The organism is Escherichia sp. Lx600-2 (assembly GCF_036662595.1).
GTDB lineage: Bacteria > Pseudomonadota > Gammaproteobacteria > Enterobacterales > Enterobacteriaceae > Escherichia > Escherichia coli.
On record NZ_JAYQWM010000061.1, the window covers coordinates 1 to 20,860 of the forward strand.

Genomic DNA, 20,860 nt, shown 5'->3' on the forward strand with positions numbered 1-20,860 from the left:
CGGTGGAGCTGCATGACAAAGTCATCGGGCATTATCTGAACATAAAACACTATCAATAAGTTGGAGTCATTACCCCTAACCCCATCATACTGGCGACCGCTGAGGCGATATTTTGCTTATCGTTTACTGTCTGAATAACTGCCCGTCGTTTAATATGTAATTCTTTATTTAACGCCTGATAAAACGGATTATCGCCGCGATAATTAAACAGGGTTTCATTTTCCCCCAGGTGCTGATGAATAATGTCGTGCCACTGTTGCCAGGCGATAAGGTGAAAATTCACAGCGGTCATTTGCAAGGTTGGGGACAGCCAACGCCGACAACGACTCATCTCTATATGAAGATGTTGACCAACCGTAATGCCTTGATCGTCAAACTGAACCTTATCACCATGCCGAAACAGACCATCAAAGTGAGTGAGTGCCAACCGACAACTGTTTGGCGCATTGTCGTACTCTTCACAAAGCAGCGTCAGCAACTGCTGGCGAGCCGGGATTGCGATATTTACCGCTCTGGCAAAGACCTGTTCAACCTGTCCTTGCCCCCGCTGCGCCAGAAAATCAGCATCCGCAGTTAGCGCCCACACACACCGTCTTTCTGGTGTGTTGATAGCAAGCCTCCCGGTTTATGCGCCTGCCGCAATCAGCAACTGCGCAATCTCTTCAAAGCCCCGTTCCCGCGCCAGTTCCAGCGGCGTTTTGCCATATTTATCGGTCAGATGCGGGCTGGCACCGTGTTCCAGCAATAACTGGACAATCGCCTGCTGTTTAATCCCGCCATCATTAAGCACAATCGCTTCCAGTAGCGGCGTCCAGCCTACATGGTTGGTCTGGTTAACGTTAATCTCCGTATGCGCCAAAAGCTCTTTTACAATACTTAAATGGCCTTTTTCACAGGCAGGCGTCAGGCCGACACCGCCAAAACGGGTTACGCAATTAAGATCGGGTTTAGCCGGTAAAATAATTCGTAGTAGCGTTAAATCATCGTTCAGACAGCTAATTAAAAAAGGATTTAAACAGGTATGATCTTGTTTATTAATATCCGCTCCGGCGTCAATTAATGCCTGAACGCAAGCATATTGCTGATATAAACTTGCCAGCGTAATTGCCGTTTTCCCCTGACGATCGCAGGTATTAATATCGACACCCAGCGCAAGGCAGGTTTTTACTTTATCGATATCACCCTGTTGTGCAGCCAATAAATATTCGGCAGGTAGATTTTTTATACTCATTCACATTCCCCTGGTTTTTGTGGCTGTTTTCGATGAATTGAGAATAGCAACGATAATCTGATAAAAGAACCCGCTTAAATTTAATTCGCCGTATTTCGCTTTTTTGTTGAATAATGTTCAACAATCTTTTCGCAGTGTGCGGTAGTGCAATATTTGTTTCTTTGACCCGATACCCTTTCACTCAATCAGGTTTTATTTCTCTATAGTCTGCACATGTAAGAGTAGCTTTCGTCCATGTCTAACCAGAGGGGAACAAGATGAACGGACTCACGGCAACGGGTGTCACCGTCGGTATTTGTGCAGGGCTTTGGCAGTTAGTGTCTTCACATGTCGGGCTCTCTCAGGGATGGGAATTATTAGGAACCATTGGCTTCGTCGCCTTTTGCAGTTTTTATGCCGCAGGCGGCGGTAAATCGGGGTTTATCAGAAGTCTGGCGGTTAATTATTCCGGGATGGTGTGGGCGTTTTTCGCCGCGCTGACTGCTGGTTGGCTGGCCTCTGTAAGTGGACTGTCCGCGTTCTGGGCGAGCGTAATTACTACCGTACCCTTCTCGGCGGTGGTGGTCTGGCAAGGGCGTTTCTGGTTACTGTCATTTATTCCCGGTGGCTTTCTCGGCATGACGCTGTTTTTTGCCAGCGGGATGAACTGGACGGTGACATTACTGGGTTTTCTGGCGGGTAACTGCGTGGGGATAATTTCAGAATATGGTGGACAAAAATTAAGCGAAGCGACGACTAAACGCGACGGGTATTAAAAGTTATTCAAAAATGATTATCTATCTTTAACCGATACCTCTACAGTCATAGCTGGAGAAATTCATATTAGATAATGGCGGGAATGGTTTAATGAACTCAATTTTTACCGAAGAGAATCTGTTGGCATTTACTACCGCTGCGCGTTTTGGCAGCTTCAGTAAAGCCGCAGAAGAGTTGGGTTTAACCACTTCCGCCATTAGCTACACCATCAAGCGAATGGAAACAGGGCTGGATGTGGTGCTGTTCACTCGCAGTACCCGCAGCATTGAGTTAACGGAGTCCGGGCGTTATTTTTTCCGCAAAGCTACCGACCTGCTGAATGATTTTCACGCCATCAAACGCAGCATCGATACTATTTCGCAGGGCATAGAAGCGCGTGTGCGCATTTGTATTAATCAGTTGCTTTATACGCCCAAACACACCGCACGCTTATTACAGGTGCTGAAAAAGCAGTTTCCTACCTGCCAGATTACCGTCACCACCGAAGTGTATAACGGCGTCTGGGATGCGATTATTAATAATCAGGCAAATATCGCTATCGGCGCACCCGACACGCTGCTGGACGGTGGCGGCATTGATTACACGGAGATTGGCGCGATTCGCTGGGCTTTTGCTATCGCCCCGGATCACCCGTTAGCCTTTGTGCCGGAACCCATCGCCGAAAGCCAACTGCGTCTCTACCCTAATATTATGGTGGAGGACACCGCGCATACGATTAATAAAAAAGTGGGCTGGTTGCTGCACGGGCAGGAGTCAATTCTGGTGCCAGATTTCAACACCAAATGTCAGTGCCAGATTTTAGGTGAAGGGATTGGTTTTTTGCCAGATTACATGGTCCGTGAGGCGATGGCGCAATCCCTGCTGGTTACCCGACAAATCCATAACCCGCGCCAGGATTCACGCATGTTACTGGCGACCCAGCACTCTGCCACCGGCCAGGTGACGCAGTGGATTAAAAAACAATTTGCGCCAAATGGCATATTAACGGGGATCTATCAGGATTTACTGCATCGGGAGAATTAATCGCTGCCAACCTCCCGATGCGCTGTGAATAGCGGTTTACATCAACCACCTGCTTTCATTACCCATTCAGAGATAAATTTATTACCCGGTACTGGCGGAGAGTACAAATAGCCCTGCAAAAAGTGAACGCCTTTACCGATCATTAAATCCGCCTGCTCCTGGGTTTCTACCCCTTCCGCCACGATACTCAGACCAGGCTTACGAGCCAGTTCGACAATATTGTCCACAATATGACCGGATATTTCGTCGACACTCGCCATTTGCACAAATGACTTATCGATCTTAATAAAATCGACCGGAAACGCCTGCAGATAACGATAGGTCGCATAACCCGTACCAAAGTCATCCAGCGCAAAGGTAATGTTGTGCTGATGAAGGCTGTCAAATATCGCTCTGGCTTCTGGCGTTACCGGAATAGGGTTACGTTCCGTTAGCTCGAGAACCAGTTTGATTTTATCGTTTCCTAATTTCTTGACCAGGTTCAGGCATTCTTTTTCAAATCCCGCGGCCAAAAAACAACCCGCCGAGACGTTGATACCAATATGGAAATTATCCGGCAGCAAATGTTTTACCGGCATTAGAATATCCGCAGTCTGTTTCATCAGTTGGCGGGTCATTATGACAATAAGACCGGATGACTCCGCCAGAGGAATAAACTGATCCGGCGGGATGATTCCCGTTTGTGGATGTTCCCAGCGGACAAGCACTTCACAGCCCGTCAGTACCCCAGTCTGCGCGCAGAAAACCGGTTGGATCCACGGTTTGAATTCATGGTTTTCCAACGCCAGACTGATGGCTTCAGGCGTGACGATATGGTGATAGTGATTATCATTAATATATCTATGACTATTACTACCCGTGGCGGATATGATCTCCGGATTGTACTGAAAGAAAATATCGCGCCAGAAAGTAATATCGCTCTGAATCCCCAGTTTCTCAAAGAGCTGTTTCTTTTGATGTGAAATTGTCTTTGCACTGCGATTTCTGTACTGTGATATTTCTGTTACAGACATTCCCTGCATCAGCAGCTTGAGTAGCAGTCGTTCTTTCTCGGATACGCTACCAGGCAATGACAAATGAACCGTTGTACCGAACTCTTGCAGAAAAACACGAAAATCACATGAATTCATGAACACACCTTTTATCTTTTATCGCTGTTCAGTATGAGTGATTACCTGTGGATTCCTGAGCACACATAAGGGGTAACCATAAACATTAGCGATGCCATTCGTATAACATCCCACATCACTATCAAGAAGATTATCTTTACCTCTGATGCTCGCTCAAAAACAGTTACGCTAAATACCTTAAAAAGGTAATCACAAGTCAAACTCAGGAGATAATCACGCAAGAATGCAATATTAAAATTCAGATACTCATTTTTGGTAATAAAGAAGTAGTTGGACTATTTCAATATTTATAATTTCCCACTACATACTGGCATCCATTCATGAGCAAAGGCGCATTATATGAATTTAACAATCCAGATCAACTGAAAATACCTCAACCTCATAAACACATAGCGTCAACATTCAATGACATAATGAGTAAAGATGTTGGTTATGCATACACGTCATTACTCTATGCCTATCCCTTAACAACCTGCCTTTTAAGACTGAATCCATTCAGCAATAGATAGCCAACATTATAACAATGACAATAAAAACAATATTTAAAACAATCAATAAAATATCACACACAGACAATTAAACCTTAAACAACAAACGGTTACATTGATTTTAGTTGATTTGCGCTACGCGTTCCCCATGAATAAAGCGTCATTTCAAATTAGCACCAATATTTACATTAAATAAGACTAAGCTTATTGAACATTCACAACAGTCCAAATGTAGGTTTTGGGCTTCAATAGTTCTTTTCTTTTTTATTATCTGTTGCCTGGCAATCATCAATCGATACTAAGGGCTTAACCGTACAGATATAACGTATCAAGAGGTAAGAGAAACCGCGCCATATGCAGACATGGCGCGGTTTTATGCAATAACAATCACGCGTCCGGGAACATCACGCTATGGCCCGGCGCTTCACGATGGAGATGAATAAAGTTAAGGTGCCGCTCGTACTGGTCAAGAATATCGGTGATCACCTGCTCTTTGCTGTAGTCCATCAGGTCGTTGCCCTGGCTGCCTTCTAACAGGAAAGTTTCCAGCCGGTAGTAAGTCGATTTACCGCTACGTGCGCGGTAGGTAAAGCCCGGCACCGAATATTGCTGCGGCCAAATCTGATAGACAAAGTTTTGCTCTTCGCCCATATGCACCAACAAATCCAGATGCCCCAACTGTTGTCCCTCTTCCGGCGGCAGGCTTTTTAGCTCCACGTACGCGCCGCGCAACCGCAACTCCTGCGCCACTTCTTCCATTGCCGGGTAACAGACCGTCTCCATCATCTGTTTAGTGTAACGCGTGCCCGGATAATTCATCAGGCGCGAGAGACGTTTTTTCCAGCTCAGGCGATCCTGAAGCCCCAGCGGTCGCGGTGCGGTATCGCGGTTGGCACTTTCACGGCGGTAATCTTCTACCTTCAGAGATTTATACAACCCCGCCATCACGAAGAAGATCACAAAGCTGAACGGCAGCCCCATAATCACCGTGGTGTTTTGCAGCGCGGATATCCCGTTGGTCATCAGCATGCCGAGCGTCAGCAGGCCAATCGCCACCGACCAGAAGACGCGCAGCCAGCCGGGGGCGTCGCTGTTGATATCTTTAAGCTGCGAGGTGAAATTCCCCAGCACCAGCGCCCCGGAGTCCGCCGAGGTCACATAAAACAGCAGGCCAGTAATGGTGGCGACGGAGGCGCTAAAGGTAAACGCCGGATACTGCGCCAGCAGGCTGTAGAAGCCGCGCTCCGGATGGACCATCGCTTCCTCGGCAAATGCCGCGCCGCCGTGGATGATTTCATACAGCGCGCTATTGCCGAACACCGAGAGCCATAACAGCGTGAAGGTAAACGGAATAATCAACGTGCCCAGCACGAACTGGCGAATGGTACGCCCACGCGAGATACGCGCCAGGAACAAGCCGACAAACGGCGACCATGCCACCCACCATGCCCAGAAGAAGAGCGTCCAGTTATTCATCCACTCAACTGGACGGTCGAAGGCAAAACTGTTGAGCGTCATGCCCATAAAGCGATTCACATAGTCGCCAACATTCAGCACCAGTGCATTAAGCAGGAACGAAGTGTCGCCCATAAACAACACGAACAGGATCAATCCCAACGCCAGCGCGACATTAAGCTCCGATAACACGCGAATGCCCTTATCGACACCGGATGTCACCGAGATAGTGGCGATTATCACCGACAAGGCGATCAGTGCCGCTTTTGCCGCCATCGAATCGGGAATATCAAACAGTACGCTCAAGCCATAGTTAAGCTGCACCACACCGATACCGAGCGTAGTGGCAATACCGAAGATAGTGCCGATCACCGCCGCGATATCCACTGAGTGACCTATCGGCCCGTTAATCCGTTTACCGAAGATCGGGTACAGTGCCGAGCGGATGGTGAGCGGCAAATTATAACGATAGCTAAAGTATCCGAGCGCCATGCCCATCAGCGCATACATCGACCAGCCGGTTAAGCCGTAGTGAAACAGCGTCCAGACCATCGCCTGACGCGCGGCCTCAATCGTCTGTCCCGCGCCTTCTGGCGGCTGCATATACTGCGTTACCGGTTCGGCTACGGAAAAGAACATCAGATCGATACCGATCCCGGCAGCAAACAGCATTGCCGCCCAACTCAGCAGGCTGAATTCCGGTTTGGATTGTTCTGGCCCGAGCTTCACCGAACCAAAACGCGAACAAGCGATACAGACCACAAAGACAATATAGAGCGTTGCCGCCAGCAGATAGTACCAACCGAAGGTTTTAGAAACCCAGTCCAGCGTGCGGCCAATCCACAGGGCCGAGAAGTCGCGAAACAGGATCGTTGTCAGGGAAAACAACAAAATCAGTCCGGCGGAGGTGTAAAACACCACCGGATTGATTTTGTCCTTTTCCCTGCTGTGTGAAAGGTCTGTCATCCAGTATCCCCACTGTTATTGTTACCATTTAAAATCAAATTCGTAACAATTAAGACACATTTTATATTGAACGTCCAATCAATAACCGCTTTAATAGATAAACAACGCTGATGAATGGAGTGGCGAAAATGCCCAAATTGGGGATGCAGTCGATCCGGCGCAGACAACTGATCGACGCCACACTGGAAGCAATAAATGAAGTGGGCATGCACGATGCAACGATCGCGCAGATCGCCCGCCGTGCAGGCGTTTCTACGGGGATCATCAGCCACTATTTCAGGGACAAAAATGGTCTGCTGGAAGCAACCATGCGCGATATCACCAGTCAGCTGCGTGACGCGGTTTTGAATCGATTACATGCACTTCCGCAGGGCAGTGCAGAGCAGCGATTACAGGCGATTGTTGGCGGAAACTTCGATGAAACGCAGGTGAGCAGTGCGGCGATGAAAGCCTGGCTGGCGTTCTGGGCCAGCAGTATGCATCAGCCGATGCTCTATCGTTTACAGCAGGTCAGCAGCCGCCGCTTGCTGTCGAATCTGGTGAGCGAGTTTCGCCGCGAATTGCCGCGCCACCAGGCACAGGAAGCGGGCTACGGCCTTGCCGCGCTGATTGACGGATTATGGCTGCGCGCGGCACTGAGCGGCAAACCGCTGGATAAACCTCTCGCACACTCGCTGACCCGTCACTTTATTACTCAGCATTTACCCACCGATTAACCGAGGAGACGTGATGTCCCGAATGGCAGAACAGCAGCTTTATATACATGGTGGTTATACCTCCGCCACCAGCGGTCGCACCTTCGAGACCATTAACCCGGCCAACGGTAACGTGCTGGCGACCGTGCAGGCCGCCGGGCGTGAGGATGTCGATCGCGCCGTGAAGAGTGCCCAACAGGGGCAAAAAATCTGGGCGGCGATGACCGCTATGGAACGCTCGCGTATTCTGCGTCGGGCCGTTGATATTCTGCGTGAACGCAATGACGAACTCGCAAAACTGGAAACCCTCGACACCGGAAAAGCATATTCGGAAACCTCAACCGTCGATATCGTTACCGGTGCGGACGTGCTGGAGTACTACGCCGGGCTGATCCCGGCGCTGGAAGGCAGCCAGATCCCGTTGCGTGAGACGTCATTTGTTTATACCCGCCGCGAACCGCTGGGCGTGGTGGCGGGGATTGGCGCATGGAACTACCCGATCCAGATTGCCCTGTGGAAATCCGCCCCGGCGCTGGCGGCAGGCAACGCAATGATTTTCAAACCGAGCGAAGTCACCCCGCTTACCGCGTTAAAGCTGGCTGAAATTTACAGCGAAGCGGGCCTGCCGGACGGCGTATTTAACGTGTTGCCGGGCGTGGGCGCGGAGACCGGGCAATATCTGACCGAGCATCCGGGCATTGCCAAAGTGTCATTTACCGGCGGTGTCGCCAGCGGCAAAAAAGTGATGGCTAACTCGGCGGCCTCTTCCCTGAAAGAAGTGACCATGGAACTGGGCGGTAAATCACCGCTGATCGTTTTCGATGATGCGGATCTCGATCTCGCCGCCGATATCGCCATGATGGCAAACTTCTTCAGCTCCGGTCAGGTGTGTACCAATGGCACCCGCGTCTTCGTTCCGGCGAAATGCAAAGCCGCATTTGAACAAAAGATTCTGGCGCGCGTTGAGCGCATTCGCGCGGGCGACGTTTTCGATCCGCAAACTAACTTCGGCCCGCTGGTCAGCTTCCCGCATCGCGATAACGTGCTGCGCTATATCGCCAAAGGCAAAGAGGAAGGCGCGCGCGTACTGTGCGGCGGCGATGTACTGAAAGGCGATGGCCTCGATAACGGCGCATGGGTCGCGCCGACTGTGTTCACCGATTGCAGCGACGATATGACCATCGTGCGTGAAGAGATCTTCGGGCCAGTGATGTCCATTCTGACCTACGAGTCGGAAGACGAAGTCATTCGCCGCGCTAACGATACCGACTACGGCCTGGCGGCGGGAATCGTGACGGCGGACCTGAACCGCGCGCATCGCGTCATTCATCAGCTGGAAGCGGGTATTTGCTGGATCAACACCTGGGGCGAATCCCCGGTAGAGATGCCCGTTGGCGGCTACAAACACTCCGGCATTGGTCGCGAGAACGGCGTGATGACGCTCCAGAGTTACACCCAGGTGAAGTCCATCCAGGTTGAGATGGCTAAATTCCAGTCCATATTCTAACCAGGAGGTTTATTTGCAATTTGACTACATCATTATTGGTGCCGGCTCAGCCGGCAACGTTCTCGCTACCCGTCTGACTGAAGATCCGAATACCTCCGTGCTGCTGCTTGAAGCGGGCGGCCCGGACTATCGCTTTGACTTCCGCACCCAGATGCCCGCTGCCCTGGCATTCCCGCTACAGGGTAAACGCTACAACTGGGCCTATGAAACGGAACCTGAACCGTTTATGAATAACCGCCGCATGGAGTGCGGACGCGGTAAAGGCCTGGGTGGATCGTCGCTGATCAACGGCATGTGCTACATCCGTGGCAACGCGCTGGATCTCGACAACTGGGCGAAAGAACCCGGCCTGGAGAACTGGAGCTATCTCGACTGCCTGCCCTACTATCGCAAGGCCGAGACGCGCGATATTGGTGATAACGACTATCACGGCGGTGATGGCCCGGTGAGCGTCACCACCTCCAAACCCGGCGTCAATCCGCTGTTTGAAGCGATGATTGAAGCGGGCGTGCAGGCGGGCTACCCGCGCACGGACGATCTCAACGGCTATCAGCAGGAAGGTTTTGGCCCGATGGATCGCACCGTCACGCCGCAGGGCCGTCGCGCCAGTACCGCGCGCGGTTATCTCGATCAGGCCAAATCGCGCCCTAACCTGACCATTCGTACTCACGCTATGACCGATCACATCATTTTTGACGGCAAACGCGCGGTGGGCGTCGAGTGGCAGGAAGGCGACAGCACCATTCCAACCCGCGCGACAGCGAATAAAGAGGTGCTGTTATGTGCAGGTGCGATCGCCTCTCCGCAGATCCTGCAACGTTCCGGCGTGGGTAGCGCTGAACTGCTGGCGGAGTTTGATATTCCGCTGGTGCATGAATTACCCGGCGTCGGCGAAAATCTTCAGGATCATCTGGAGATGTATCTGCAATATGAGTGCAAAGAACCGGTTTCCCTCTACCCTGCCCTGCAGTGGTGGAATCAGCCGAAAATCGGTGCGGAGTGGCTGTTTGGCGGCACCGGCGTTGGTGCCAGCAACCACTTTGAAGCAGGCGGATTTATTCGCAGCCGAGAGGAATTTGCGTGGCCGAATATTCAGTACCATTTCCTGCCAGTAGCGATTAACTATAACGGCTCGAATGCAGTGAAAGAGCACGGCTTCCAGTGCCACGTCGGATCGATGCGCTCGCCAAGCCGTGGGCATGTGCGGATTAAATCCCGCGACCCGCACCAGCATCCGGCGATTCTGTTTAACTACATGTCGCACGAGCAGGACTGGCAGGAGTTCCGCGACGCAATTCGCATCACCCGCGAGATCATGCATCAACCGGCGCTGGATCAGTATCGTGGCCGCGAAATCAGCCCCGGTGTCGAATGCCAGACGGATGAGCAGCTCGATGAGTTCGTGCGTAACCACGCCGAAACCGCGTTTCATCCGTGCGGTACCTGCAAAATGGGTTATGACGAGATGGCTGTGGTTGACGGCGAAGGCCGCGTACACGGGCTGGAAGGCCTGCGCGTGGTGGATGCGTCAATTATGCCGCAAATTATCACCGGCAATTTGAACGCCACGACGATTATGATTGGCGAGAAAATAGCGGATATGATTCGCGGGAAGGATGCGTTGCCGAGGAGCACGGCGGGATATTATGTGGCAAATGGGATGCCGGTGAGAGCGAAAAAAATGAGTCGTGATTTGAACTGACTCAGGAACCGATCAGATTGAGAGTTACCGTTCCAGGTATGGGGACAGAATCGTTATATAAAACATAGGGGTAACTCTCATGCTTCATATCCAGTATTCATGATGCTGGTTTTTTGCTGATATTTACCCCGAACATTCCTGATACAGACTATTAATACAACCTTATCTGCGACAGGTTTTATTTTCTGGATATATTATGAATGAACAAATCAAACAGGATATCGATCTGATTGAGATTTTATTTTATCTGAAGAAAAAGATTCGTGTTATCCTTTTTATTATGGCTATCTGTATGGCTATGGTGCTGTTGTTTCTGTATATCAATAAAGATAATATAAAAGTGAGTTACAGCCTAAAAATAAACCAGACAACGCCAGGCATACTTGTTAACTGTGATAGCAATAATAACTTTGCCTGTCAGACCACAATGACTGAAGATGTTATTCAGCGAATTACTACATTTTTTCACACCAGCCCAGATGTCAAGAACAGAGAAATAAAGCTGGAATGGTCAGGAGATAAGAGAGATTTACCAACTGCTGAAGCGGAAATATCTCGCGTGCAGGCGTCTATTATCAAATGGTATGCGTCAGAATACCATAATGGCAGGCAAGTTCTCGATGAGATACAAACGCCTTCAGCAATTAACAGTGAGCTTTATACAAAAATGATATACCTGACCAGGAACTGGTCATTGTATCCGAACGGTGATGGCTGTGTAACTATAAGCTCACCAGAAATAAAAAATAAATACCCTGCTGCCATTTGCCTGGCTCTGGGATTTTTTCTAAGCATTGTAATTTCTGTAATGTTTTGCCTTGTTAAAAAAATGGTAGATGAATACCAACAAAACTCTGGGCAGTAATAAACAGCATTCTGATAGAGAGTGCCTGTATAAAGCTGAAGTGACAATGACCGGGAAGGGAACCCGTTTTCAGGAATGGATGCCTGTCTTTTTCACTGTAAATATCCTGGCATTAGTAATGCCAGGATATTTACAGAAGAGGAGCATAACCATGACGGAACGGGGTTAAGTCAGGTTGCCCTTAACGCTATTCAAACCTCGTATGCCGCCTTCAGGTTTATGTCCAGACTTCATACCTCTCTCAGCAATCCTCAATAATCAGATACACCGCTTTCACCGGACCATGAACCCCGACGACTTTGATAAGCTCAATGTCCGCCGTTGAGCTGGGACCACTGATGATGTTAATACATGACGGCATTCGTTCACCGGCCTGCGCTTTCTGATGCAATTTTTCTGCGAGTTGCGCTACACGCGGCAGGATTGTGCTTTTACGCAGGATAAAAAGAGATGATTCCGGGAGCAGGCTCAATGAACGCCCGCGCTCGGCGGCGGAAAAAAGAACCACGCCTCCCGATTCGGTTAAACCATAGTCAGCATACACGACACCCACTTTAGCCTGCTCTGCCTGCGAGATATTCTCGGCACCTTTCGCCGGATCCCAAACAACGGCATTGCATTCCTGCTGCAAACGTTCGCTAATCCCTAATTCCTCCAGCCTCGTGTCACCGCTAATCACGACCGACTGATCTCCCAGCTCTTTACACAGTCGTATTGCAGCTTCTGCCGCCTTCGCCTCGCTGGTCAGTTCACAGCGCGTCAACATAACATCGCTGGCAAACTGAATAAACGCGTCACAGCGCTGCTGTTGGTTAAGTTCGGTAAGCCGCTCGTTAGCATAGTTGTTAAGCGGCGCATCTTCTGCTTGCGGTTCAAGTCGCAGCGGGCGACCCAGTGCCTGAGCAACGTTATTCAAAAATTCGCCTCGATTATCCATTCTTTTTCTCCTGCGCCTGATGTTTCTTAAACCAACTACGGAAACTCTCTCCGTCAGCTTCAGGAAGATCGCGTGCTTCCATCCAGTCGCTAATCGCGCCAAATTTGAGTGGTGTTTTGCCGCCATTGATAAACCAGCTTGCCGCATGAGCGCCGGCCATCATCCCGACTTTCCACAATCCTGGATGACTATTGGCATAAGCGAACATTTTTATCGCCCGTTGCTCTGCTTTTGCGGTGATCCCTTTTTCAGCCATCACCCGACGATGACGCAAAATCAGTTTTGACAGCGGAATACGCACTGGACACACGTTGTCACAAGCTGTGCATAAAGAGCAGGCGTAGGGTAAATCTTTATAATCTTTATAGCCGCCAAGTAGCGGAGAAATCACCGCACCAATTGGCCCTGGATAAATAGAGCCATATCCATGACCGCCAATATGGCGATATGCCGGACAAGTATTCATACAAGCCCCGCAGCGAATACAGCGCAGCACATCCCGAAATTCAGAGGCCAGCACCTCAGAACGCCCGTTATCGACAATAACCAGATGAAACTCTTCAGGACCATCAACGTGCCCCGCTTCGCGCGGTCCTGTCAGCCAGGTGTTGTATCCCGTCAAACGTGCACCAACGGCACTGCGCGCCAGCATGGTGATCAATACATCTACCTCGGCAAACGTGGGGGCAATACGCTCCATTCCCATCACTGCAATATGCGTTTTAGGCAGCGTGGTACACATTCGCGCATTACCTTCATTGGTCACCAGGCATACCGAACCGGTCTCTGCCACCGCGAAATTACAGCCGGTAATACCTATTTCAGCACTGAGGAAATCTTCGCGGATTTTTTGCCGGATGAATAAGGTCATTGCTTCAGGCGTTTCCGACCCCTCATAGCCCAGACGTTCGTGTAGCACTCGACGGATCTGATGGCGATCTTTATGAATTGCCGGGACCACAACATGAGATGGCGGATCTTGATCCAGCTGGAGAATATATTCACCCAGATCGGTTTCAATCACCTGAATGCCAGCATCCTGCAACACATGATTGACACCAATCTCTTCGGTCACCATCGATTTAGATTTCACCACCTTCCGGGCATTTTTGCGTTGGGCAACCTGTAAAATGTAGCGGGTAGCGTCTTCTTTGGTTTTTGCAAAATAGACGTGACCGCCGTTTTGCGTCACTTTTTCTGAGAGCTGGTACAGATAAGCGTCGAGATTACTCAGAACATGATCACGTATCTGGGCGGCCCGATCGCGCCACTCCTCCCAGTGCCCCAATTCATCGACCATTTTTTGCCGATTTGCCCCAATACGCTGCTGCGCGTTTGCCACCGCTTTGCGCATGATCGGATCTTCAATTTGCTGACGGATGCGTGTCTTAAAATCTGTATTACTGGTTTTGATCGACATCTTTATATCCTCAGCGGCTCATCAACACTTCAGCAATATGCATCACTTTGACTTTCTGCCCTTCCCGTTGTAATCGCCCACTGATGTTCAGCAGGCAACTCACGTCAGCACCTATTAAATACTCAGGGCGGACTTCCATCAGGTGCGCAACCTTTTCTTTCACCATCTCGCCGGATATTTCGGCCATTTTGACCGAGAACGTGCCGCCAAATCCGCAGCAGGTATCCTGTTCAGCAAAGGTCAACAGCTCCAGTCCACGCACATTTTTCAGCAGCGTAAGTGGCTCGTCCTTCACCCCCAACTTACGGGCCAGGCTACAAGATGGGTGATACACCGCTCTCCCTTGCAAACTGGCACCTACATCGACTACCCCTAATTTATTAACAATAAAAGAGGTGAGATCCTGCATACGCGCGGCAACCTTTGCGGCACGTGATGCCCATTCAGGTTCATCCGCCAGATACATCGGGTAACTTTTTACGGCATAGGTGCAGGAGCCAGCCGGTGAAATAATGGGATCATCGTTATCCTCCAGTGCGGCGATCAGATTTTTCATCCCTGGAATAGCTTCTTTGATATAACCGCTATTGATCGCAGGCTGACCGCAGCATCCCTGTTTCTCCGGGAAATTTACGCGACAGCCGAGTTTTTCCAGTAGCAGCACGGAGTCTCGTGCCATTCTTGATTTCAGGGCGTCACCAATACAGGTGACAAAGAAATTGACATTCACAACTAATACTCCATTACTTCATGCCCATTTATGCCCGATGTTTCCCCCCCACCGGGGGAGCAATCATCAATAAATATGGCGTTCTTTTTTAATTGGCTAGCAACATACCACTCCTCATTTGTATGACAAATGATAATCTTTCATCCAAACTTCAAATGCAATAACTAATTTTATTTCTTTCGGCATCGCTCACATTTTATGGGGAAATCGACGATCATTTTTAGCATAAGAAATCCATTTAAAAATGGCTACATCCCTTATACCTATTCAGAGCTACTTATTCAGGGGTTATTGAGATATACACTGATGGTGTACAAAAAAATCACCGACAATAATCACGTATCGAGTAATAGTCGGGATTTTATTTAATTGAAGCAATTTAGTTTGCATTTTTATTTAAAAACTGAGCAAGAGTCCATCAGAAAAAAATATATAAAGCCCAAACCACCGTTGGAAATAGAAATAGTTGAAAGGCTCACAACTCCCGGAATGCGGATTATCTTTGCCCTGATTTCTGGCGGTTTTATTCAGGGTGCAAGCTGTCTGACCCTTTCCCGATATTCTCCCGGAGTACAACCAAACTCGCGGACAAACGCCTTGTGAAAAGATGATTCACTGGCATAGCCTACTGACTCAGCGATCACCACAACAGGGAGCATTTCCCGGGAAAACATCTGGGCCGCTATTTGTAGACGCAACTTTGTTAATACAGCCAGCGGCGTGGTTCCGGAAACATCACGGAAAAGCTGGGCAAAACTTGCCCGGGACATGTGGGCGATGCTGGCCAGCGATTCGACGGTCCAGGCGTGTCCTGGCATTTCCAGCATTTGCTGTATTACCGCACCAAGACGTGGATGCAGAAGCAAACTGAGAATGTTTTTCTCAGTATTAACCTGTGCAATCCACTCACGCACCGCGAGGGTAAAGAATGTAGCGCAGATCTGGCTACACAGTGCATCCACTCCCGGCATTGCCGATCTGGATTCCTGTTGTAAAAACGGGATCGCCTCCCTCAGCCAGTTATATTCCACGCTGTGGTTAACCGGTGCTAAAAACAGCGTTTCCGGCAAAGACGTTAAAAAATAACGTGCCGAATGTTGCAGCCGAAGAGTACCACAGACAATACAGGTCGATTCATTATCGACATGACTCAGGCGATGAGCTGAATTTTGTGGTAGCAGGACCACATTTCCCGGGCGTAATGTAAAAATCTCTCCCGTCGGCATTTCCAGCTTCGCCGCTCCTTGCGTTAACGCATGCCAACGAATAACCGATAATTCCCCGGCACCATGTGGAAGCTGCCAGTCACTTCCTAACACGCAATTCTTATCGATCGTTCCTTGTGGAGCGTTAAGCATCAACAAACGGCTAAGGGCATCCATATCAGACTCCTGAGTGGTTTTTGATTACAAACACCAACAATCTTAGTAAATAACTAATCTAATACCATCAAATAGTTAATCGTGATTTTTGTTTTGTGATTCTGATTAAGAAAAAGAAAATACCAGACGATAAGACAAAATATCAAGCGTTGTGAAGAAATGTTATTTGCTCTTTTGCGTCTATAGTCATGATGTCAAATGAACGCGTTTCGACAGGAAATCATCATGAATAAATATCAGGCAGTGATTATTGGTTTTGGCAAGGCTGGAAAAACATTAGCCGTCACGCTGGCAAAAGCAGGTTGGCGTGTGGCTCTCATCGAACAATCAAATGCAATGTATGGCGGGACCTGTATTAATATCGGCTGCATCCCAACCAAAACATTGGTTCATGACGCACAGCAGCACACAGATTTTGTCCGTGCCATACAGCGTAAAAATGAAGTGGTTAATTTTTTACGTAATAAGAATTTTCATAATCTTGCAGATATGCCCAATATCGACGTGATCAACGGCCAGGCGGAGTTTATCAATAATCATAGCCTGCGTGTTCATCGGCCTGAGGGAAATCAGGAGATTCATGGCGAGAAAATTTTTATTAATACTGGTGCACAAACCGTGGTTCCGCCAATTCCTGGAATTATCACCACGCCTGGTGTATATGACAGCACCGGATTACTTAATCTAAAAGAATTGCCTGGGCATTTAGGTATTTTGGGCGGCGGATATATTGGCGTTGAGTTCGCCTCTATGTTCGCTAATTTTGGCAGCAAGGTAACCATTTTAGAAGCAGCTTCGCTGTTTTTGCCTCGGGAAGATCGGGATATTGCTGATAATATCGCGACGATTTTACGCGATCAGGGCGTCGATATTATCCTCAATGCCCATGTGGAGCGAATCTGTCACCATGAAAATCAAGTGCAAGTGCATAGCGAGCACGCCCAACTGGCGGTGGATGCACTGTTAATAGCTTCCGGTCGTCAACCGGCTACCGCTTCGTTACATCCAGAAAATGCCGGTATCGCAGTAAACGAGCGCGGGGCAATTGTCGTTGACAAGCGATTACATACCACCGCAGACAATATTTGGGCGATGGGAGATGTTACCGGCGGGCTGCAATTTACTTACATATCACTGGATGATTACCGCATTGTACGTGATGAGTTACTGGGTGAAGGCAAACGTAGTACTGATGATCGGAAAAATGTGCCTTATTCCGTATTTATGACACCGCCCCTGTCCAGGGTTGGTATGACAGAAGAACAAGCCAGAGAGAGTGGTGCTGATATTCAGGTGGTGACATTGCCTGTAGCTGCAATTCCGCGCGCCAGAGTGATGAACGATACCCGTGGGGTATTAAAAGCGATTGTTGATAATAAAACCCAACGTATATTAGGGGCATCACTGCTGTGTGTTGACTCCCACGAGATGATTAATATAGTGAAAATGGTGATGGATGCCGGGCTGCCTTATAGCATATTACGCGATCAGATATTTACTCATCCGTCGATGAGCGAATCACTCAATGATCTATTTTCATTAGTCAAATAAACTCAAAATCAGACGCCAGAACAAATATTCTGGCGTCTCAGAGAAAAGAATCTTATTAATTCCCTGTTACTCTATAACTTCTTAATCACTTCATTGATGGTATTTTATATGTTTAAAAAATCCGTTTTATTTGCAACACTATTATCTGGCGTTATGGCATTTTCCACCAATGCAGATGATAAAATAATTCTGAAACATATCAGCGTCTCGTCAGTATCAGCATCACCGACAGTTCTGGAGGATGCCATTGCTGATATAGCCAGAAAATATAATGCTTCATCCTGGAAAGTCACATCGATGCGAATTGATAATAATTCAACCGCAACAGCAGTATTGTATAAATAAGGATGTTCACAATGGAAAAATACCTGCACCTGTTAAGTCGGGGAGATAAAATTGGCCTGACATTGATTCGTCTGAGTATTGCGATTGTTTTTATGTGGATTGGGTTATTAAAGTTTGTCCCTTACGAGGCAGACAGCATTACACCATTCGTCGCAAACAGTCCACTAATGTCGTTCTTTTATGAACACCCGGAAGACTATAAACAGTATCTGACTCACGAAGGCGAATACAAACCAGAAGCAAGGGCATGGCAATCGGCCAATAATACCTATGGTTTTTCCAACGGTCTTGGCGTCGTGGAGGTGATTATTGCTCTGCTGGTTTTGGCTAATCCTGTCAATCGCTGGTTAGGTTTATTGGGAGGGCTGATGGCATTTACCACACCGTTGGTAACACTCTCATTTTTAATCACCACCCCGGAGGCATGGGTACCCGCATTGGGTGACGCTCATCATGGTTTCCCTTATTTATCCGGTGCTGGTCGCTTGGTATTGAAAGATACTCTGATGTTGGCAGGTGCTGTCATGATAATGGCAGATTCGGCGCGGGAAATTCTTAAACAACGCAGTAATGAATCCAGTTCAACGTTAAAAACTGAATATTGATAATCCGAACACTGTCTGTTGTTCACTTTTTCAGGCGTCAGGCCCCCTTTCTGATGATGAAGCCTGACGCCATATTACCGGAGATATGACAGAGTGAAGATCAATATCACTCCCCTGTTAAAAGATTCTTGTCGTCTCAGGTAAAATACATGATTAATATCAATCATGTATTTTTACAGCAAGACAACCACGAACAAATTCAGGATTAAAATGTTTTACCGACTCCCCAACATAACCCAAATCAAGCGAACTAATTTGTGCCATTTCTTTCTCTGTCAGTGAGAAATCCCAGATAGCAAAATTTTCTTCGATACGCTGTTGATGTGTCGATTTCGGAATAACGACCACTCCCCGTTGAATATTCCAACGCAGAATGACTTGAGAAATCGATTTTTGATGGGCATCTGCAATACTCTGAAGCAGATTATTTTCAAAGGGTTTATGTCGTCCACCACCTAACGGAGCCCATGCTTCAGGCTGTACGTTATAATACTTCATGGTTGCCAGCGCCTCTGGTTGGGCAAAATAGGGATGCAACTCGACCTGGTTGACCATCGGTTTAACTCTTACCGTTTCACAAAAGTTCGCCAGAACATGAGGATAGAAATTGGAAACCCCAATCGCTTTTAATTTGCCCTCTTCATAGGCATCTTCGAGTGCACGCCACGCACTGAAATAATCGCGCATAGCCTGATGCAATAAATAGAGGTCGAAGTATTCTAGTCCCGATTTTTTTAATGATGCTTCAATACCTGCTGCTGCCGTATCCTGATTCAACATATCCTGCACCCACAATTTAGACGTTAAAAATAACTCTTCTCGGGTACATAAACCTTCGGATATAGCTTCACGAACGGCTTCACCGACGGCATCTTCATTACCGTATACCGCTGCAGTGTCGATGAGTCGATACCCCGTGCGGATAGCGTTCAACACTGACTGTTTGCACACGTTTTTATCGGTAACCTGAAAAACACCAAATCCCATCATCGGCATTTTCAGATTGTTACTTAATACGGAAAATTCCACTGTCAGTCCCTCCATTAGGCATGAACAATGAGTCTACGTTAAAACGTAACCTCAAATTAGTATGTGGATTTTGATATCACTTATGCAAAAAATTCATTAATAATGTAGGACTGAAACCTCTCTATTTTCGGGGCAACGAAGCAGACGCTACCAGTGCTTTTGCCTTGGGCCTTGCTGTTTTTGATACACTTAGGGCCCAGGGCATAACGAAAATGTGCGATATGACAAAGAATTAACGGAGAATGTGATGATCAGGCAGAAGATTCTACAGCAGCTCCTGGAGTGGATTGAGTGCAATCTTGAGCACCCTATTTCAATCGAAGATATCGCACAGAAATCTGGCTACAGCAGACGCAACATCCAGCTTCTGTTCCGAAATTTCATGCATGTGTCTTTGGGAGAATACATTCGCAAACGAAGGCTTTGTCGTGCCGCCATTCTTGTCCGGCTCACCGCGAAATCTATGCTTGATATTGCACTCTCTTTGCATTTTGATTCACAGCAGTCATTCAGCCGCGAATTTAAAAAGTTATTCGGCTGCTCTCCCCGTGTATACCGCCACCGTGATTATTGGGATCTCGTAAATATCTTCCCTTCTTTTTTAATACGTCAACAGCAAAAGACGGAGTGTAGATTAGTCAACTTTCCTGAGACACCTATTTTTGGCAATTCATTTAAATATGATATTGAAGTGTCGAATAAATCACCGGATGAAGAAGTCAAACTGCGACGTCATCATTTAGCCAGATGTATGAATAATTTTAAGACGGATATCTATTTCGTCTCCACGTTTGAACCGTCAACAAAATCGGTCGATTTGCTCACGGTTGAAACTTTTGCCGGTACGGTATGTGAATATGCTGACATGCCAAAAGAGTGGACAACGACCCGAGGACTTTATGCCTCTTTCCGTTATGAAGGAAACTGGGAAAATTATCCTGACTGGGTGCGTAACATCTATCTGATTGGATTTGCCCCTATATTTCCAGACATCTGTTATCACTTAACCCATTACAAGCCCGCTGCCGCAGATATTCCCGTGG

The 20,860-nt window shown here is 48.1% G+C and carries 19 protein-coding genes and 1 pseudogene; 11 read left to right on the plus strand and 9 right to left on the minus strand.

From position 1 onward, the window contains the following. The first annotated feature begins 2 nt into the window (after positions 1-2). Positions 3-59 (plus strand): IS1 family transposase, encoded by a 57-nt coding sequence (locus OQV04_RS25145; RefSeq protein ID WP_003032489.1) that lies wholly within the window; start codon positions 3-5, stop codon positions 57-59. Here OQV04_RS25145 and OQV04_RS18050 read toward each other — a convergent pair. Both OQV04_RS18050 and OQV04_RS18055 read right to left on the minus strand, forming a co-directional pair. Beyond that, positions 59-586: pseudogene (locus OQV04_RS18050) on the minus strand (DUF2877 domain-containing protein); the annotation flags it as partial. The gene OQV04_RS25145 and the pseudogene OQV04_RS18050 overlap by 1 nt on opposite strands. A 39-nt stretch (positions 587-625) precedes the next feature. Further along, positions 626-1,231 (minus strand): ankyrin repeat domain-containing protein, encoded by a 606-nt coding sequence (locus tag OQV04_RS18055; RefSeq protein WP_032280342.1) that lies wholly within the window; start codon positions 1,229-1,231, stop codon positions 626-628. Positions 1,232-1,488: 257 nt separating this feature from the next. Between OQV04_RS18055 and OQV04_RS18060 the strand changes: the two genes are divergently transcribed. After that, the gene (locus OQV04_RS18060) at positions 1,489-1,986 is read left to right on the plus strand and encodes a DUF1097 domain-containing protein (RefSeq protein WP_001013890.1); all 498 of its coding nucleotides are present in this window, start codon (positions 1,489-1,491) and stop codon (positions 1,984-1,986) included. A 91-nt stretch (positions 1,987-2,077) separates the two neighbouring features. Further along, complete coding sequence (locus OQV04_RS18065; RefSeq protein WP_001084388.1) at positions 2,078-3,010, plus strand: LysR substrate-binding domain-containing protein; 933 nt, start codon at positions 2,078-2,080, stop codon at positions 3,008-3,010. A gap of 41 nt (positions 3,011-3,051) precedes the next feature. On the opposite strand, the gene pdeL is transcribed toward OQV04_RS18065, so the two are convergent. Next, positions 3,052-4,140, minus strand: coding sequence for a DNA-binding transcriptional activator/c-di-GMP phosphodiesterase PdeL (pdeL, locus tag OQV04_RS18070; RefSeq protein ID WP_001324749.1), 1,089 nt, complete (start codon positions 4,138-4,140; stop codon positions 3,052-3,054). A gap of 875 nt (positions 4,141-5,015) precedes the next feature. After that, the gene (gene betT / locus OQV04_RS18075; RefSeq protein ID WP_000131044.1) at positions 5,016-7,049 is read right to left on the minus strand and encodes a choline BCCT transporter BetT; all 2,034 of its coding nucleotides are present in this window, start codon (positions 7,047-7,049) and stop codon (positions 5,016-5,018) included. 128 nt (positions 7,050-7,177) lie between these two features. Here betT and betI point away from each other — a divergent pair, with 128 nt between their 5' ends. The 4 genes from betI (at position 7,178) to ykgH (ending at position 11,818) form a co-directional block, all read left to right on the plus strand. Then, entirely contained in the window at positions 7,178-7,765 is a 588-nt protein-coding gene (betI, locus tag OQV04_RS18080; protein ID WP_001301903.1) for a transcriptional regulator BetI, read from the plus strand. Between the two features lie 13 nt (positions 7,766-7,778). Beyond that, complete coding sequence (gene betB / locus OQV04_RS18085; protein ID WP_032280335.1) at positions 7,779-9,251, plus strand: betaine-aldehyde dehydrogenase; 1,473 nt, start codon at positions 7,779-7,781, stop codon at positions 9,249-9,251. A 13-nt stretch (positions 9,252-9,264) separates the two neighbouring features. Beyond that, positions 9,265-10,953: a choline dehydrogenase gene (gene betA / locus OQV04_RS18090; RefSeq protein ID WP_032280334.1), complete on the plus strand. Its 1,689-nt coding sequence runs from the start codon at positions 9,265-9,267 to the stop codon at positions 10,951-10,953. Positions 10,954-11,149: 196 nt separating this feature from the next. Continuing rightward, entirely contained in the window at positions 11,150-11,818 is a 669-nt protein-coding gene (gene ykgH, locus OQV04_RS18095) for a protein YkgH (RefSeq protein WP_001624663.1), read from the plus strand. Positions 11,819-12,059: 241 nt separating this feature from the next. On the opposite strand, the gene OQV04_RS18100 is transcribed toward ykgH, so the two are convergent. From OQV04_RS18100 to rclR, 4 genes are all read right to left on the minus strand, one after another. Next, positions 12,060-12,755, minus strand: coding sequence for a LutC/YkgG family protein (locus tag OQV04_RS18100; RefSeq protein WP_032280333.1), 696 nt, complete (start codon positions 12,753-12,755; stop codon positions 12,060-12,062). After that, a complete protein-coding gene (locus OQV04_RS18105) occupies positions 12,748-14,175 on the minus strand; it encodes a LutB/LldF family L-lactate oxidation iron-sulfur protein (RefSeq protein WP_032280332.1) in 1,428 nt (475 codons plus the stop codon). Before OQV04_RS18105 ends, OQV04_RS18100 begins: the two co-directional genes overlap by 8 nt. Positions 14,176-14,185: 10 nt before the next feature. Next, entirely contained in the window at positions 14,186-14,905 is a 720-nt protein-coding gene (locus tag OQV04_RS18110; RefSeq protein WP_001102100.1) for a (Fe-S)-binding protein, read from the minus strand. A 527-nt stretch (positions 14,906-15,432) separates the two neighbouring features. Further along, entirely contained in the window at positions 15,433-16,287 is an 855-nt protein-coding gene (gene rclR, locus OQV04_RS18115; protein WP_000339593.1) for a reactive chlorine-specific transcriptional regulator RclR, read from the minus strand. Positions 16,288-16,512: 225 nt separating this feature from the next. Here rclR and rclA point away from each other — a divergent pair, with 225 nt between their 5' ends. The 3 genes from rclA to rclC all read left to right on the plus strand — a co-directional run bounded on the left by rclA (position 16,513) and on the right by rclC (position 18,788). After that, positions 16,513-17,838, plus strand: coding sequence for a reactive chlorine resistance oxidoreductase RclA (gene rclA / locus OQV04_RS18120; protein WP_089618295.1), 1,326 nt, complete (start codon positions 16,513-16,515; stop codon positions 17,836-17,838). Positions 17,839-17,946: 108 nt separating this feature from the next. Next, positions 17,947-18,183: a reactive chlorine resistance periplasmic protein RclB gene (gene rclB / locus OQV04_RS18125; protein WP_000474077.1), complete on the plus strand. Its 237-nt coding sequence runs from the start codon at positions 17,947-17,949 to the stop codon at positions 18,181-18,183. 11 nt (positions 18,184-18,194) lie between these two features. Beyond that, entirely contained in the window at positions 18,195-18,788 is a 594-nt protein-coding gene (gene rclC, locus OQV04_RS18130; protein ID WP_001306921.1) for a reactive chlorine species resistance protein RclC, read from the plus strand. A gap of 159 nt (positions 18,789-18,947) precedes the next feature. On the opposite strand, the gene OQV04_RS18135 is transcribed toward rclC, so the two are convergent. After that, the gene (locus tag OQV04_RS18135) at positions 18,948-19,817 is read right to left on the minus strand and encodes an aldo/keto reductase (RefSeq protein WP_021556518.1); all 870 of its coding nucleotides are present in this window, start codon (positions 19,815-19,817) and stop codon (positions 18,948-18,950) included. A gap of 247 nt (positions 19,818-20,064) precedes the next feature. Here OQV04_RS18135 and OQV04_RS18140 point away from each other — a divergent pair. Then, positions 20,065-20,860 (plus strand): helix-turn-helix domain-containing protein (locus OQV04_RS18140; RefSeq protein ID WP_247806802.1); only part of this gene is annotated, 796 nt, incomplete at its 3' end.